The 15,831-nt window shown below is 43.8% G+C and carries 13 protein-coding genes; 2 read left to right on the forward strand and 11 right to left on the reverse strand.

Features of this window, described 5'->3' with window-relative positions:
* Positions 1-7: 7 nt before the first annotated feature.
* The 5 genes from ACRD6K_RS04145 to ACRD6K_RS04165 form a co-directional block, all read right to left on the reverse strand.
* Positions 8-1,153, reverse strand: a complete 1,146-nt coding sequence (locus ACRD6K_RS04145) for an aspartate aminotransferase family protein (RefSeq protein WP_430972195.1) — start codon at positions 1,151-1,153, stop codon at positions 8-10.
* A 9-nt stretch (positions 1,154-1,162) separates the two neighbouring features.
* A complete protein-coding gene (gene argC, locus ACRD6K_RS04150; protein WP_430972196.1) occupies positions 1,163-2,131 on the reverse strand; it encodes an N-acetyl-gamma-glutamyl-phosphate reductase in 969 nt (322 codons plus the stop codon).
* Positions 2,132-2,144: 13 nt separating this feature from the next.
* The gene (locus ACRD6K_RS04155) at positions 2,145-3,338 is read right to left on the reverse strand and encodes an argininosuccinate synthase (RefSeq protein ID WP_430972198.1); all 1,194 of its coding nucleotides are present in this window, start codon (positions 3,336-3,338) and stop codon (positions 2,145-2,147) included.
* Between the two features lie 155 nt (positions 3,339-3,493).
* The gene (locus ACRD6K_RS04160) at positions 3,494-4,195 is read right to left on the reverse strand and encodes a GNAT family N-acetyltransferase (protein ID WP_430972199.1); all 702 of its coding nucleotides are present in this window, start codon (positions 4,193-4,195) and stop codon (positions 3,494-3,496) included.
* 21 nt (positions 4,196-4,216) lie between these two features.
* Positions 4,217-4,699 carry an arginine repressor gene (locus ACRD6K_RS04165; RefSeq protein WP_299577944.1) on the reverse strand — a complete coding sequence of 161 codons (483 nt, stop codon included), beginning with the start codon at positions 4,697-4,699 and terminating at the stop codon, positions 4,217-4,219.
* A 252-nt stretch (positions 4,700-4,951) separates the two neighbouring features.
* On the opposite strand from ACRD6K_RS04165, the gene carA reads away from it, so the two are divergent.
* Positions 4,952-6,040, forward strand: a complete 1,089-nt coding sequence (gene carA / locus ACRD6K_RS04170; RefSeq protein WP_299577943.1) for a glutamine-hydrolyzing carbamoyl-phosphate synthase small subunit — start codon at positions 4,952-4,954, stop codon at positions 6,038-6,040.
* A gap of 20 nt (positions 6,041-6,060) precedes the next feature.
* The gene (gene carB, locus ACRD6K_RS04175) at positions 6,061-9,300 is read left to right on the forward strand and encodes a carbamoyl-phosphate synthase (glutamine-hydrolyzing) large subunit (protein ID WP_299577942.1); all 3,240 of its coding nucleotides are present in this window, start codon (positions 6,061-6,063) and stop codon (positions 9,298-9,300) included.
* Positions 9,301-9,412: 112 nt separating this feature from the next.
* Here carB and ACRD6K_RS04180 read toward each other — a convergent pair whose 3' ends face one another.
* The 6 genes from ACRD6K_RS04180 to ACRD6K_RS04205 form a co-directional block, all read right to left on the reverse strand.
* Positions 9,413-10,723 carry a two-component system sensor histidine kinase NtrB gene (locus ACRD6K_RS04180; protein ID WP_430972200.1) on the reverse strand — a complete coding sequence of 437 codons (1,311 nt, stop codon included), beginning with the start codon at positions 10,721-10,723 and terminating at the stop codon, positions 9,413-9,415.
* Positions 10,724-10,929: 206 nt separating this feature from the next.
* On the reverse strand, positions 10,930-12,180 hold the full coding sequence (locus tag ACRD6K_RS04185) for a DUF1015 domain-containing protein (RefSeq protein WP_430972201.1): 1,251 nt from the start codon (positions 12,178-12,180) through the stop codon (positions 10,930-10,932).
* 173 nt (positions 12,181-12,353) lie between these two features.
* A complete protein-coding gene (locus ACRD6K_RS04190) occupies positions 12,354-13,277 on the reverse strand; it encodes an NAD(P)-dependent oxidoreductase (RefSeq protein ID WP_430972202.1) in 924 nt (307 codons plus the stop codon).
* Between the two features lie 145 nt (positions 13,278-13,422).
* Positions 13,423-14,499, reverse strand: coding sequence for a 3-phosphoserine/phosphohydroxythreonine transaminase (gene serC, locus ACRD6K_RS04195; RefSeq protein WP_299577938.1), 1,077 nt, complete (start codon positions 14,497-14,499; stop codon positions 13,423-13,425).
* A 168-nt stretch (positions 14,500-14,667) separates the two neighbouring features.
* Positions 14,668-15,426, reverse strand: a complete 759-nt coding sequence (locus ACRD6K_RS04200; RefSeq protein ID WP_299577937.1) for a 2-phosphosulfolactate phosphatase — start codon at positions 15,424-15,426, stop codon at positions 14,668-14,670.
* A gap of 165 nt (positions 15,427-15,591) precedes the next feature.
* Positions 15,592-15,738 carry a hypothetical protein gene (locus ACRD6K_RS04205; protein ID WP_299577936.1) on the reverse strand — a complete coding sequence of 49 codons (147 nt, stop codon included), beginning with the start codon at positions 15,736-15,738 and terminating at the stop codon, positions 15,592-15,594.
* Positions 15,739-15,831: the final 93 nt, after the last annotated feature.

Consider the following 15,831-nt stretch of genomic DNA (forward strand, 5'->3'; position numbering starts at 1 on the left):
TTTATTTTTAGTTTGAATGAACGGCGAGTTCCTTCAATACTTTTTCAAATTTTTCGATAAAATAAGCTGCTTGTTCCATGGTTAAACTTAAGGGTGGCAGCAATCGAATAATATGCGCTCCGGAAACTCCGGTAAATATTTTCTCATCGAAAAGCAGTTTCTGACGGATGGGTTTCACTTCTTCGTCAAACTCAATACCAATCATCAATCCTTCTCCCCGAACTTCTTTAATTCCCCCAATAGCTGTCAGCTTTTCAATCAAGTAGTTTCCTACTTGCTCCGCATTGGTTACCAACTGTTCTTGAGCCATAATATCCAATACAGCAATACCGGCAGCACAAGCCAGGTAGTTGCCTCCAAAGGTCGTGCCCAGCATGCCATGCCATGGTTTCAGTTCGGGGCTAATCAGCACGCCACCAATGGGAAATCCATTGCCCATACCTTTGGCCATAGTAATCATATCGGGCTGTACAGCGGTGTATTGATAAGCAAAGAACTTGCCACTTCGGCCATACCCTGATTGGATTTCATCCAGAACAAGCAAGCTTCCGTACTGTTTACATAACTGGCTCAATTTTTCAAGGAAAGCCGAATCCGGAACATGAATCCCTCCGATTCCCTGAATGCCTTCCACAATGACTGCCGCAACATCTTTCGCTTTCAATTGCTGCTCAACCGCAGCAATATCGTTTAAAGGTAAAATCACGGCATGCTCTGTTTCATTGACCGGAGCAACAATTTTCGGATTATCGGTAATGGCCACTGCAGCCGAAGTACGCCCGTGAAAACCCTTTTTAAAGCTGATCACTTTTTTCCGGCCAGTTGTAAACGAAGCCAGTTTCAAGGCATTTTCATTGGCCTCAGCCCCCGAGTTACACAAAAACAACTGATAGTCATCGCATCCGGAAAGCTGCCCCAATTTAGTGGCCAGTTCCTGCTGCTGAGGAATCTTTACCGAGTTGCTGTAAAAGCCGATTTGTTGCAGCTGCTCACTAATTTGAGCAACATATTTTGGGTGGCTGTGCCCGACTGAAATTACAGCATGGCCTCCATATAAATCCAGATACCGGTTACCGGCATCGTCCCATACGTAGCATCCTTCGGCTTTCACCGGAGTAATGTCAAACAAGGGATATACATCGAATAAATTCATACTAATCAATTAAAATGATACCGGTTTTAAGTTCAACCCGGCCTTTTCATCCAGACCAAACTGCAGGTTCATGTTCTGAACGGCTTGTCCGGAAGCCCCTTTCAGCAGGTTATCCGTTACACTTAGGATCAATAGTTTCCGGCCGTGTTTTTCCAGATGAAGAACCGCCTTATTGGTGTTCACCACTTGTTTTACATCCGGATTTTCGCTGCTAACAAATACAAAAGGATGTGTTGCATAATACGTTTCATAAAGCTGAACAGCCTCTTCCAGGCTTCCGTCAAAATCAGTATAAACCGAAGCAAAAATACCCCGGGTATGATTTCCTCGAACCGGCACAAAGTTGATATCGAAGTCGAAGGAATCCTGCAACTGCTTAAAGCTTTGGCCAATTTCGCCCAAATGCTGATGCTGAAAAGCTTTGTACACCGACACATTGCTGTTGCGCCAGCTAAAATGCGAGGTAGCACTTGGAGCCTGTCCTGCCCCGGTTGACCCGGTAATGGCGTGGACATGAATTTCATTTTTGACTAAACCAGCTGCTGCCAGTGGCAAAACTGCCAGTTGAATTCCGGTGGCAAAACAGCCCGGATTGGCAATATATTGAGCTGTTCGAATGGCTTCGCGGTTGATTTCGGGCAAACCATAAACAAACGCATTTCCCGCTGCTTTTAACCGGTAGTCGTGGCTCAGGTCAATTACCTTAAGCGACTCCGGCAACGAATTGGCCTCAACAAATGCTTTGGATTTTCCGTGGCCCATGCACAGAAAAATAACATCAACCTTTGCAAAATCAGGCTCAGCAACAAACTGCAGGTCTGTTTCGCCCAGCAAGTCGCGATGAACATTGGTTACCGGATTGCCGCCATTGCTGCTACTTTGCACAAAAGCGATTTCCGCCTGTGGATGGTTCAATAAAATACGAATCAATTCTCCTGCAGTGTATCCTGCCCCTCCTATTATTCCTACTTGAATCATGTATCGCTCCTGCTTAGTATTTTTTATTAACTGAATTGTAAATTTTCAACGAAGTTCCTAAAATTTTGGTGAACCCTTTAACATCCTCGCTGGTCCAGGCTTTATTCATCTCACCATACTCACCAAAGTCTGATTTCATCAAATCATATTCTGACTCAACACCAACCAACACATAATGGTATGGCTTCAGTGTTACAATTACTTTACCGGTAACTGTTTCCTGTGTATTTTCTAGGAATTTTTCAATGTCGCGCATCACCGGATCCAGGTAAAGCGATTCGTGCAGGAACATGCCATACCAGTTCGACAACTGCTCTTTCCAGTACATTTGCCATTTGGTAAGCGTGTGTTTTTCCAGCATTTGGTGCGCTTTAATGATCAGCATGGGAGCTGCTGCTTCAAAGCCAACACGCCCCTTAATACCAATAATGGTATCACCAATATGCATATCGCGGCCAATGGCGTATGGAGCAGCCAAAGCTTCCAAAGCGCGGATCGCATCTACCGTATTGAAGTATTTTTTACCATCAACACCTTTCAGCTCACCTTTTACAAAATCAAGTGAAATCTCTTTCTCTCCCTTCGCTTCCAATTGAGAAGGATAAGCTTCTTCGGGTAAGGTTTTATCTGAAGTCAGTGTTTCTTTTCCACCAATACTGGTTCCCCACAAGCCTTTATTAATCGAGTAAGCCATTTTAGACCAATCGGCCTCAACACCGTGTTTTTTCAGGTAGTCAATCTCTTCCTGACGGCTGAGTTGCAAGTCGCGTGTGGGTGTCAAAATTTCAATATCCGGAGCCAGAACTTCAAAAGTAAGGTCGAAACGTACCTGGTCGTTTCCGGCCCCAGTACTTCCGTGAGCAACATATTTTGCCCCAATTTTCTTGGCATATTCAATGATGGCAATCGCTTGAAAAACCCGTTCAGAACTAACCGAAATCGGATAAGTATTATTCCGGAGAACATTGCCATAAACCATGTATCGGATACACTTACTATAATAGGTATCGGTTACATCCAGCGTAACGTGTTTGGCCGAGCCTAACTCATACGCTTTCGTCTCAATATCTTCCAGCTCTTCGGCACCAAAACCGCCGGTATTAGCAAGAGCCGTATAAACTTCAAGATTTTTTTCAACCGATAAATACTTTGCGCAAAATGAAGTATCCAAACCTCCGCTGTATGCTAATACTACTTTCTCTTTCATTTGATTTGTTTTTTATAAAAAGTGATGACACCAATTCAGCATTTCTACTGAAAACTTACAACTTTACTAACCTTTTTTCCCTAAACTGTTATGCAGCTCACTAAGCTTAATCCATTTCCATAATTGGAAATATTTAAAGAAAATTAATCCTGAAATTATTGCCGAACAGTGCCATCACTTAAGTTCTGAATTATTTTTTTAAAACGATTATCTCCTGATTCTTTACCGCCTGAATGACTTTTAGGTTTCAATTTACCGATGATTTCCGTCAATGATATTTTTTTGCTCTTTTCGACCTTCTTCACCTTCTTCTTTTCCCACTCCGGATCAAAAAGCATTCCGGTACACAAGCATTTAGAACGCCCGGTACGCGTTAGAATATCATAATTTACACAACTCTGGCATCCCTTCCAGAAATCCTCATCATCCGTAAGTTCTGAAAAAGTAACCGGGCGATAGCCCAACTCATGGTTAATTTTCATAACCGCCAGCCCCGTTGTCAATCCAAATATTTTAGCATTCGGGAACTTTTCTCGTGACAATTCAAAAGCTTTCCGCTTAATTTCACGTGCCAGTCCAATTCCCCGGTAATCGCGAACAACAATCAAACCCGAGTTGGCCACAAACCGATTGTGCCCCCACGATTCAATGTAACAGAAACCGGCAAAAGCGGTGCCATCTAAAGCAATAATGGCTTTTCCCTCCACAATCTTTTGAGTAATATACTCATCTGATCGACGGGCAATACCAGTCCCTCTCTCCTTGGAAGCCAGATCAATACTGTCATTAATCTTGGCAACATAGTCCAAGTGCGCAACATTTGCTGCAATAACTTTAATATCCTTAATGTTTTTCATTTAATCTAAAATCCTATCCATCTATCCAATTTTGTCTTCTAATTTTGGCATTACCAAAATCAAACTATTAATTAAATCACTGGGAGTTACTCCCTCTCGCATCACCAGTAAAATGGTGTCATCTCCAGCAATGCTTCCTATAATCTCATACGGATCTGCATGATCCAACACCGCAGCTAAGCTGCTTGCATAGCCCGGACGTGTTCTTAACACCGCCAAGTTTCCGGAAAACTGCAAATCACGAAATCCATCGGCCAAAAAATTCACCCGTGAATTCTCATACTGTGGATCAACATTCACCCCTTCCGGGAAAACATATACGTATCCTTTGTTCGGATGTGCCACTTTAGCCACCTTTAATATTTTTAAATCACGTGACAAGGTCGCCTGGGTCAACTCATAACCTTCTTCTTTCAGTTGCCCCAGCAGTTCCTCCTGGCTACTAATCTCCTTTGATGTAACTATTTTTTTTATAGCCAATTGTCTTTTCGTGCGATTCTTCATTTTCTGTATATATATGCAAATCCTATGCAAAATTATGCATTTTCTGTAAAAATCAAATTTTTATTCCAGAATTATTTCTATTTTTGTAGCCGAAACGCTCACCAAAAAACATTTTGTCACGATGAGTGTTTTTGGTAGCAATACAATATGACGGTGAAGAAAAAACATTATTCAAAAGAAAATAAGCACAATGCGTTTGCCCTACTTTCGGTAGTCAGACGCATTTTTTTTAATCTATAAGCGATTAGTACAATGACAAAGGCAAAGAAAGTCAGTTTGGTTTTAGAAGACGGGACCAGGTTTGAGGGAAAATCTTTCGGATATGAACAGTCCATTGCCGGCGAAGTGGTTTTTTATACTGCTATGACCGGATACCCGGAAAGTTTAACAGATCCTTCATATACCGGTCAGATTTTGGTTTCGACCTATCCAATGATTGGGAATTATGGTGTTCCAACAGATCTTTCGGATGAAGGCGTGCACGCTCACTACGAGTCACACAAAATGCACATCAGCGGATTGATTATTTCGGACTACTCTTCGGAATACAGCCACTGGAATGCAAGCAAAAGCCTCGGTGACTGGTTAAAAGAATCAAAAGTTCCCGGACTGTATGGGATTGACACACGTGCACTAACCAAAGTGTTACGCGTGAAAGGATCGATGTTAGGAAAAATCGAGTTTGAAGAAGAGCCAATTGATTTTTACGATCCAAACAAGGAAAACCTGGTAGCTGTTGCCAGTATAGAGAAAAAGGAAGTGTATGGCAATGGGGAACACAAAGTTGTTTTAATTGACTGTGGCGTAAAAAACAACATCATTCGCTGTTTACTCCAACGCAACACAACGGTCATTCGCGTTCCCTGGGATTACGATTTTTCGGAAGAAGAATTTGACGGGGTCTTCATTTCAAATGGCCCGGGCGACCCTGCCCGCTGCGACAAAACCGTTGAGACTATTAAAAAAGTAATGGCGACCGAAAAGCCCATCATGGGAATTTGCCTTGGGAACCAGCTGCTGGCCCGTGCTGCCGGTGCTGATACCTACAAACTGAAATTCGGACACCGAAGCCATAACCAACCGGTTTTACTTGCCGGAACTGACCGCTGTTTTATCACTTCGCAAAACCACGGCTATGTTATTGACCCCAACACTCTTCCTGAAGACTGGGAAAGCATGTTTGTCAATGTAAATGATAAAACCAACGAGGGCATCCGACACAAAACAAAACCATTCTTCTCTACTCAGTTCCACCCGGAAGCTTCCAGTGGTCCGGTTGATACAGAATATTTGTTTGATGAGTTCATTCAAAACATTGTTGAATTTAAGCAGAAAGCCTAATTTTTATAACACAGCTTCAAATGAGTAACCAAATAAATAAAAACATAAAAAAAGCAATCGTTCTGGGTTCAGGTGCACTGAAAATTGGTGAGGCCGGTGAGTTTGACTACTCCGGTTCACAAGCACTGAAAGCCTTGAAGGAAGAAGGCGTTGAAACCGTACTGATCAACCCGAATATTGCTACAATCCAGACTTCGCAGGAAATTGCCGACAAGATTTACTTCTTACCGGTTACAGCCTTCTTTGTCGAGCAAGTAATCAAGAAGGAAAATCCGGATGGTATCCTGCTGGCCTTTGGTGGTCAAACAGCCCTGAACTGCGGGGTAGAACTATTCGAAAGCGGTGTTCTTGAAAAATACAACATCGAGGTTGTTGGAACACCGGTCCAATCGATTATCGATACCGAAGACCGCCAGATTTTTGCCGGCAAACTAGCCGAAATTGATGTGTTTACTCCACGCAGTATTGCCTGTACTAACATGGCTGAAGCGCAGGATGCAGCAACAAAACTGGGCTACCCCATCATCATCCGCGCAGCTTACACCCTGGGTGGTTTAGGAAGCGGATTCTGCAAAAATGACCAGGAACTCAAAGACCTGGCCTCAAGTGCCTTTTCTTACTCGCCTCAAATTTTGGTTGAAGAATCGCTGAAAGGCTGGAAAGAGGTAGAATATGAAGTGGTACGTGACCAGTACGACAACTGTATTACGGTGTGTAACATGGAAAACTTCGATCCGCTGGGAATTCACACCGGAGAGAGTATTGTTGTTGCCCCTTCTCAAACATTGTCTAACAGAGAATACCACAAACTACGTGCAATCTCCATCAAAATCATTCGCCACATTGGCGTTATTGGAGAGTGTAACGTTCAGTTTGCCCTGGACCCATACTCTGAGGATTACCGTGTAATTGAAGTGAACGCACGACTTTCACGCTCTTCAGCCTTGGCATCAAAAGCAACAGGTTATCCGCTGGCTTTTGTGGCTGCCAAACTTGGACTGGGTTATGGTTTGCACGAACTAAGCAACTCGGTAACCAAGGTTACTACAGCTTGTTTTGAGCCTGCTCTGGACTACGTCGTTTGTAAAATTCCTCGTTGGGATTTGAACAAGTTTAGTGGTGTTTCCAAAAACCTGGGCAGCTCGATGAAGTCTGTTGGTGAAATCATGTCTATCGGACGTAGCTTTGAAGAAGCCATTCAGAAGGGAATCCGCATGGTGGGCATCGGCATGCACGGTTTTGTGGGCAACAAAGAAGAAATTACCATTGAGCAAATTGATGAAGAGTTGATTCATCCAACGGATCGACGGATTTTTGCCATCGCCGCCGCTTTTGCTCAAGGATACACCATTGAAGACATTCATGAGAAAACAAAAATCGATCGCTGGTTTTTGCAGAAGCTTTATAAAATTCACAAGCTGAATGAAGAGCTCAAAGAAGTTAACAGCCTGCAGGATTTGAATAACGAGTTGTTGCTTCAGGTTAAACAAGCTGGCTTCTCCGACTTCCAGATCGCCCGTTTGGTGCTCGATGCCCCGAACAAAGAAATGACGGCGAAACTGATTGAAGTTCGGGAACACCGGAAAGCGCATAACATTTTGCCTGTTGTCAAGCAAATTGACACGCTGGCCGGAGAGTATCCTGCGCAAACCAACTACCTGTACATGACCTACAATGGTACCGAACACGACATTGAGTTTCCGAAGGATAACAACTCTGTGATCGTTCTGGGTTCAGGTGCATACCGTATTGGTAGTTCAGTGGAATTTGACTGGTGTTCGGTAAATGCCATCAACACCATTCGCAAGGAAGGTTACCGCTCCATCATGATCAACTACAACCCTGAAACGGTGAGTACTGATTATGACACTTGCGACCGCCTGTTCTTCGACGAATTGACTTTTGAGCGGGTGATGGATGTGATTGACCTGGAAAGCCCGAAAGGAGTAATTCTCTCAGTGGGTGGTCAGATCCCCAATAACCTGGCCATGAAACTGGCGGCTCAGGATGTGCCAATTCTGGGAACATCAGCACAAAAGATTGACAATGCGGAAGACCGCAAGAAATTCAGTTCGCTACTTGATGACCTGGGCATTGACCAGCCTCGCTGGAATGAGCTGACCAGTATTGACGACATCTACAAATTTGTGGATGAAGTGGGCTATCCGCTGCTTATCCGTCCTTCTTACGTTCTTTCGGGCGCTGCCATGAATGTGGTTTCAAACGAGGAGCAACTGGAACACTTCCTGCAGCTGGCAGCCGATGTTTCAAAAGAACACCCGGTAGTTGTGTCTGAATTTATTGAGCTGGCCAAGGAAATTGAGATTGACGCTGTGGCCGACAAAGGTGAAATGGTAGCTTACGCCATCTCGGAGCACGTGGAATTTGCGGGTGTTCACTCCGGTGATGCCACCATCGTTTTCCCACCACAAAAGCTTTATGTTGAAACCATTCGCCGGGTGAAGAAAATTTCACGCGAGATTGCCAAGGCGCTGAATATTTCAGGACCTTTCAACATGCAGTTTCTGGCTAAAGACAATGACATCAAAGTTATCGAATGTAACCTGCGTGCATCACGTAGTTTCCCATTCGTGTCGAAAGTCATGAAGATCAACCTGATTGAGATTGCGACTCAGGTGATGCTGGGAGTTCCTTATCAAAAGCCGGACAAATCGCTGTTTGAGCTGGAATACGTTGGTGTAAAAGCTCCTCAGTTCTCTTTTGCCCGTCTGTTGAATGCCGACCCTGTTTTAGGTGTTGACATGTCATCAACCGGAGAGGTTGCTTGTATCGGCGAAAACTTCTACGAGGCCATTCTGAAATCAATGCTTTCGGTTGGTTACAAATTCCCTAAAAAGAATATCCTGATTTCTTCCGGACCTGCCCGCTCGAAGCTGGAAATGCTGAACAGCGCCCGTATGCTGGTTGAACATGGCTACAATGTTTTTGCCACCGAAGGAACACACCGCTTCCTGCGCGAAAACAAAGTAGAGTCAACCATGCTGCACTGGCCCGATGAGGAAGACCAACATCCGAACACGGTTGAATACCTTCGCGAAAAGAAAATTGACCTGGTTGTCAATATCCCTAAAAACTATACAAAACGTGAATTGAGTAATGGCTACAAAATCCGCCGGAACTCCATTGACTACAACGTGCCGTTGATCACCAACGCCCGTGTGGCCAGTGCTTTCATCTATGCCATTTGCAAGCATAAGCTGGAAGATATCACCATCAAACACTGGGGAGAATACAAATAGAAAATCGTAATTGATTACAATAAAAAGCCGGTTCAGTCAGATTGAACCGGCTTTTCTTATTTTATCAGGCTTGGACTTATGGAACTTCAACAGCCAGCAGGCTGGAGCTCACTCAATCCTTACATGTCGGCAGTTTCATAAAAAAGGAAGACCCTTTCCCCAATTCACTCTCCACCCAAATGCGCCCGCCATGCTTTTCAATAAACTCCTGACATACGGCCAAGCCAAGGCCGGTGCCAATTTCCTGCTCGGTCCCCAAAGTGGATTGATACTCCCCCGGTCGAAACAGCTTAGCGATTTTTTCGGGAGCAATTCCCACGCCATTGTCTCTGACCTCAATCACCACTTCTCCCAGCTCTCCGGGGCCATCTGATAAAATCTCAACCAAGCCATTTCGAGAGGTAAACTTGATGGCATTCGAGAGCAGATTCCGAAGTACCGTTAGCATCATATCACCATCGGCATACACCTTCAAATCTGCAAGTACCCGGTTCTGTAGTTGAATTTTCTTGATGTTTGCGGTTCCACGGAGTGTGTCACAGACTTTATCCACCAGTTCGGACAAACAAAGTGCCATGGGTTTAAATGAGGCCATTTTCTTTTGCATCATGGCCCAACTCAGCATATTTTCGAGCAAGCTATTGGCCTGAGAAGCCGCCAGATTAATTTCATTGGCGTAATCATTCAAGGTAGTCAGCTGATGGTGTTCAGCCTCATCTGCTATCATTTCACTGAATCCAAGAATTGCTCCAAACTGGTTTTTAAGATCATGTGCAATAATGGATAAGATTTTGTCTTTGGCGGCATTCAGCGCTTTCAGGTTACCTTCACTTTCCTTCAGTGCTTGCTCTGCTCTCTTTTTTTCGGTATTGTCTTTCACATAAGCCAGTAGCCGTCGTTCTCCATTCAGGGTAATAAATTTGGTATTGATTTCTGTGGGGAAAATGGTACCATCCTTTTTTATGTTTTCACGTTCCAGGTAAACATCTCCTGTTTCCATTTCATCGGGAATCACATCGGGCAAGAGCTTGCTGAATTCAGGGGGAACCAAATCCCTCAAGGATAGCTTTAGCATTTCCTCTTTGGTATACCCAAACATTTTATAGCCCTGCACATTGCATTCCAGTATATTTCCCCGTTCATCTTCAATGTAAATTCCATCCAGCGACTGATCAATTAAGGTTTGGTATTTCTTTTCACTATCGCGCAGCTTCCGGGTTTGCTTAATATTGGCAATCAGCAACAGGCTAACCATTAAGCCTGCTATTCCGCCAAACAAAACAACCAATAGCGCTTCGTTCCAGCTCAAATGAGTTTCGGCCGTAAAAACATCATGAATCGCAAACAACAGGAGAAGCAGGACACTTCCCAGGCAAAACCCAATCAACATTTTTAGCACCAACGACAATCCCCCTGACCTCATATTTATTTTATTCAGTTACACCGCCAGCTAAAGAAGAAAAACAAAGCCGACAATTTTTTTACCATCTAGCAATTTAGAAAAAAATAAAGAAAAACATATGGCTAAAAGCGAAAGAACCGCTTTATAAAAGTCTGATCCAGAAAAAAACAAAAAAAAATCCCGACAGCACGTATGTTGTCGGGATTCCTATCGTTTTAAACCAATGCTCAATCCAATTTATGAATAACCAGTCCGGAACGCAATTTAGGTTCAAACCAGGTTGTTTTGGGCGGCATAATATTACCACTGTCTGCAATAGCAATCAACTGTTGCATGGATACAGGATATAAGGCAAAAGCCACTGTCATTTCGCCACTGTCAACTCGTTTTTTGAGTTCACCCAGTCCACGAATTCCACCAACAAAATCAATTCGGTTGGAGGTTCTCAAATCCTTAATATCCAGGATAGGCTCCAGCACCTGGTTCGACAAAATGGTTACATCCAACACCCCAATCGGGTCTGAATCATCATACGTTCCGCTTTTAGCCGTCAACTTGTACCAGTTTTCATTCAGATACATACTCATTTCATGCAAGGCCGAAGGTCTGTAAATTTCAGTGCCCATTTTTTCAACCTCAAAACCTGTGCTCAATTGTTCCAGCAATTGCTCTTCGCTTAAGCCATTCAGGTCTTTCACTACCCGGTTGTAATCAATAATCTGCAATTGATTATCCGGAAAATGAACAGCCATAAAATAATTGTATGACTCCTCGCCGGTATGGGAAGGGTTTTGCGCTTTTTTCTCCAGACCAATGCGAGCTGCTGCAGCCGTACGGTGGTGCCCGTCAGCCACATAAGTGGCAGGAACCTGTGTAGCAAACAACTCTTCAATTTGCTGGTTAACGCCGCTTTCGTTTACAACCCAAAACTGGTGTCCAAATCCATCTTCAGCCACAAAAGAGTAATCGGCCTCTTTGTTCTGAACAATCGACTCCACAATCGCGTCAATCTCAGGAACGGCCTTATACGAAAAGAAAACCGGCTCAATATTGGCATTCAGGTACCGGGTCAGAATCATTCGATCCTCTTCTTTATCCGGACGTGTAAGCTCATGTTTTTTGATGATGCCGTTGTGGTAATCATCACAGGCTGCTGCACCCACAATTCCGTACTGGGTACGTCCATTCATGGTTTGTGCGTAGATGTAATACTTGTCATTTTCGTCCTGCTGAAGCCAGCCATTTTGCTGAAATTTCTCGAAATTTTCAACCGATTTGTTGTAGACCTCCTCAGAGTGGATGTCTGTTCCGGCCGGACAATCAATTTCAGCACGCGTAATGTGCAACAAGGAGTTTTCCTTCCCCTCAGCCATCCGTGCAGCTTCTTCTGAATTCATCACATCGTAAGGCAAGCATGCCAAATCCTGAACAATCTCACGAGGCGGGCGAAGGCCTCTAAAAGGTTTTATTATAGCCATCTTTAAAAATTTTCAAATTAATATCGTAGAACATCAATTGTCAGCGAATTTACAATGGATATTCCACTTACACATCGCTCAATCTCAAAAATTAAGCGACTTTAAGTTATTGCTAAGCCAGACTATAGTCTTGTTGCAGCAAAACTGATAAGCCTGGCTCTTTTGGTCTTCGTTTAGTTTTTGTTCACCTGGAAGGTGTTATCTCCATTTTCCAGGTAAGCCACAATTTGTTCGGCAGCAGCTACTCCGGCATTCAGGTTGGCTTCAGCCGTTTGCGCTCCAATCTTTTTAGGACTAAAGAAATACCGTCCTTCAAACTCAGTTTTAAACTTGTCGGCACAGTCGGGTGTAATGTCCGAAAGGTACTTCGCATCTTTCCGGCTCGCCATAAATGCGCAAAGATCGTCTTCATTAACCACCTCTTTCCGGGCAGTGTTAATGATCAGTGCATTTTCCTTCAGGTGTTGCAACACCTCTTTACTCACTGATTTCAGATGCTCTCCGCGGGCTGGTACATGGATGGATACAATGTCAGAGGCAGCATACAGTTCTTCCAGAGAACTTGTTACTTCCAGCCCTTCAGACGAAGCCTGAGCTTTGCTGTAGCGCGTAAATACTTTGACATTCATTCCCAGTCCGCGGGCAATGCGATGCACATTGCGTGCCACATAGCCATAGCCATGCAAACCAAGTGTGCGACCGCGAAGTTCGCCGCCAGAAGTTCCATCAAAAAAGTTACGGATTCCGTAAATGGCCAGTCCAATAGCCAATTCGGCCACGGCATTGGAGTTTTGTCCGGGCGTATTCATCACACAAATGCCTTTTTCTTTGGCATAAGCCGTGTCTACATTGTCGTAGCCAGCACCGGCACGCACTACAATTTTCAACTCCGAAGCCGCATCCAGCACTTGCTGGTCTACTTTATCACTTCGAACAATCAACGCTTGCGCATCACTAACTGCGTCCAGCAGGGCTTGTTTGTCGGTATACTTTTCCAACAACTGAACCTGGTAACCTGCCTGTTGACAGACTTCACTGATCTGCGCAACCGCAGCCGGGGCAAACGGTTTTTCGGTTGCAATTAATACTTTCGTCATTTTATTCCATGTTTAGGGTTAAAATAAAATGTCATTGCAAGCCAAATCGAAGCAATCCCTTGATTGCTTTAGCCGTACCTCATGCTTTAAATGACTTTGAAAAAGTGGAAGGCAAACGACCGTTCACCTTCCTATTTTAAAAGAACTATTTTACATGCTTTTTCTCGAAGGCCTGCATGGCGTCAATCAAGGCCTGAATGCTTTCTTTAGGCATGGCATTGTAGATTGAAGCCCGGAAACCACCAACTGAGCGGTGTCCTTTAATTCCAGACATTCCTTGTGCGGTGGCAAAGTCGAAGAATTCTTTTTCCAACGCTTCGTAGCCATCATTCATGATGAAGCAAACATTCATTAATGAACGGTCTTCTTTATTCAATACCGTTCCTTTAAATAAAGGATTGCGGTCAATTTCATCATAAAGAAGGGCAGCCTTTTCTTCGTTAATTTTTTCCATAGCTGCAATGCCGCCATTGTCTTTCAACCACTTCAGGGTTTGCAAGGCTGCGTAAATTGGTACTACCGGAGGCGTGTTAAACATGGAGCCCCCATCAATATGTGTTTGATAGTTCAACATGGTTGGAATTGGGCGGTCTACTTTTCCAAGCAATTCATTTTTAACAATAACGAAAGCCACCCCTGCCGGAGCCAGGTTTTTCTGGGCACCACCGTAAATGATTCCATATTTTGAAACGTCAATCTGACGAGAGAAAATATCGGACGACATGTCGCAGATAACCGGAATATCCAAATCAAAATCCTTGCGAATTTGCGTTCCGTAAATGGTGTTGTTTGATGTGAAGTGGAAGTAATCAGCATCCGCCGGAATTTCAAAATCTTTCGGAATGTAGTTGTAAACCGTATCTTTTGAAGAAGCTACTTCAACCACCTCTCCAAAGAATTTTGCTTCTTTGATGGCTTTAGCCGACCAGGCTCCTGTATTCAGGTAAGCCGCCTTGCTTTTCATCAGGTTGTAAGGCACCATGCAAAACTGCATTGAAGCACCACCACCAAGAAACAAGACCGAATAGTCTTCAGGAATATTCAACAGTTCACGAAACAAAGCCTGCGCTTCATCCATTACGGCAATGAACTCTTTCCCACGATGCGATACTTCCATCACAGAAAGATTGGTTCCTGCAAAGTCTTTAATGGCTTCAGCTGTCTTCTCAATAGTAAATTGTGGTAAAATTGAAGGTCCGGCTGAAAAATTATGCTTCTTCATATTGGGTCTATTTTAAAAGGGTTTAAATTATATTTTGTTTTTAAAATTACGTATTCCTATCAAATTAACGGAAAATTGTCTGCCGGATATCTGAGAAAAATCAGTCCACCTGCTTCAAATACAGGTTATAAAACATTATTATTTAAGACACTGACTTCCCTGCTGATATCATTCAGCAGCTTGCGACTTGCCATTAATGCCCGGGCTTTTGGCGAGCAGCATGCTATCGGTGTAATATGGGATCAGGCTGGTAAAATCCAACTGATGGCAAAAACCGATGCAATCATCCAGTCCTTTGGAGGCCAGACGTCCCTTCTGCGCAGCTTTCTGGCTGTAAGCATCCAAGTTGTTTTTTGCTACCGACCATAAATCCATCGATGCAGTTACTGCATCACAAATGGTTTCGTACTTATCGGATGCCAGCAACAGCTCGGCTAAAGCGCCGGCACAAACGGTATCTTCCAGGCTAAAGCGGTCTTTCCACGATGCGCAAAAAATAAGAACCGGTGCATCCTGTTGAATCAAATAATCAGCCAATGCCGACAAGTTCAAAAATGAACCAATCACCACTTCGCGCGAATGACTGGCCATGTGGATGCAGCGGGTGCCATTTGTAGTGGAGTACACAATTTCTTTGCCTTTCACTTTTTCGGGGGTGAAATTGAATGGTGAGTTGCCAAAATCAGCAAAGTCCAGCACGTAGCCATCGCGCTCGGAAGCCACAATGTAGCCCTCCTCTTTCTTTTGGCGGGCTTCTTCAACCGTGGCAACTGGTATCAAACATTTAACACCATTGGCAAACGCCGTGCAGATCGATGAAGTGGCACGCAGCACATCAATCACCACCACGATGTTTTCGTCTTTGGCATGTTTATCGTAAATAGCCGGAGTCAAACAAACTTCCAGCGAGCGTTTTTTCGTATTCATCGTGTCCAATAAGGGTTCGGAGAGCAAAGATAAAGCTCTATTCAAAATAAATCAGAATTAAGCTCAACAATTCCGGCAAATTGTCTATTTGTTAAATTTTACCCCTTCCTGGTTTCAATCTTAAAGCCATACTACCCTTTCCCACTATTCCTGTAGCATAAATTGCTATGCAGAAGGCGTATTTGCTTTTGCAGAATGGTTCTGCAAAAGCAAATACGCCTTCTGCAAGCCCATATCACAATTCTGCAACTCCATTTTTAAATTCTGCATGACCAGAACAGCATTCTGCATCAAGTTTTTATACTTCTTCATAGGTTTTATTCCTGCAGGGCACGTTGGCTTCAGGACACAAAAAAACCCACTGGTGTAGTGGGTTTAAAGATTAGTAACAAGTAAGTCAATCCC

It is taken from the genome of Sunxiuqinia rutila, assembly GCF_050589705.1.
GTDB lineage: Bacteria > Bacteroidota > Bacteroidia > Bacteroidales > Prolixibacteraceae > Sunxiuqinia > Sunxiuqinia rutila.

Excerpts from the sequence above, each read along its gene's own strand:
- ACRD6K_RS04145 (WP_430972195.1), bottom strand. The coding sequence starts at position 1,153 with ATGAATTTATTCGATGTATATCCCTTGTTTGACATTACTCCGGTGAAA.
- ACRD6K_RS04190 (WP_430972202.1), bottom strand. The coding sequence starts at position 13,277 with ATGACGAAAGTATTAATTGCAACCGAAAAACCGTTTGCCCCGGCTGCG.
- ACRD6K_RS04200 (WP_299577937.1), bottom strand. The coding sequence starts at position 15,426 with ATGAATACGAAAAAACGCTCGCTGGAAGTTTGTTTGACTCCGGCTATT.
- ACRD6K_RS04180 (WP_430972200.1), bottom strand. The coding sequence starts at position 10,723 with ATGAGGTCAGGGGGATTGTCGTTGGTGCTAAAAATGTTGATTGGGTTT.
- carB (WP_299577942.1), top strand. The coding sequence starts at position 6,061 with ATGAGTAACCAAATAAATAAAAACATAAAAAAAGCAATCGTTCTGGGT.
- ACRD6K_RS04165 (WP_299577944.1), bottom strand. The coding sequence starts at position 4,699 with ATGAAGAATCGCACGAAAAGACAATTGGCTATAAAAAAAATAGTTACA.
- ACRD6K_RS04155 (WP_430972198.1), bottom strand. The coding sequence starts at position 3,338 with ATGAAAGAGAAAGTAGTATTAGCATACAGCGGAGGTTTGGATACTTCA.
- serC (WP_299577938.1), bottom strand. The coding sequence starts at position 14,499 with ATGAAGAAGCATAATTTTTCAGCCGGACCTTCAATTTTACCACAATTT.
- ACRD6K_RS04205 (WP_299577936.1), bottom strand. The coding sequence starts at position 15,738 with ATGAAGAAGTATAAAAACTTGATGCAGAATGCTGTTCTGGTCATGCAG.
- argC (WP_430972196.1), bottom strand. The coding sequence starts at position 2,131 with ATGATTCAAGTAGGAATAATAGGAGGGGCAGGATACACTGCAGGAGAA.
- ACRD6K_RS04185 (WP_430972201.1), bottom strand. The coding sequence starts at position 12,180 with ATGGCTATAATAAAACCTTTTAGAGGCCTTCGCCCGCCTCGTGAGATT.
- carA (WP_299577943.1), top strand. The coding sequence starts at position 4,952 with ATGACAAAGGCAAAGAAAGTCAGTTTGGTTTTAGAAGACGGGACCAGG.
- ACRD6K_RS04160 (WP_430972199.1), bottom strand. The coding sequence starts at position 4,195 with ATGAAAAACATTAAGGATATTAAAGTTATTGCAGCAAATGTTGCGCAC.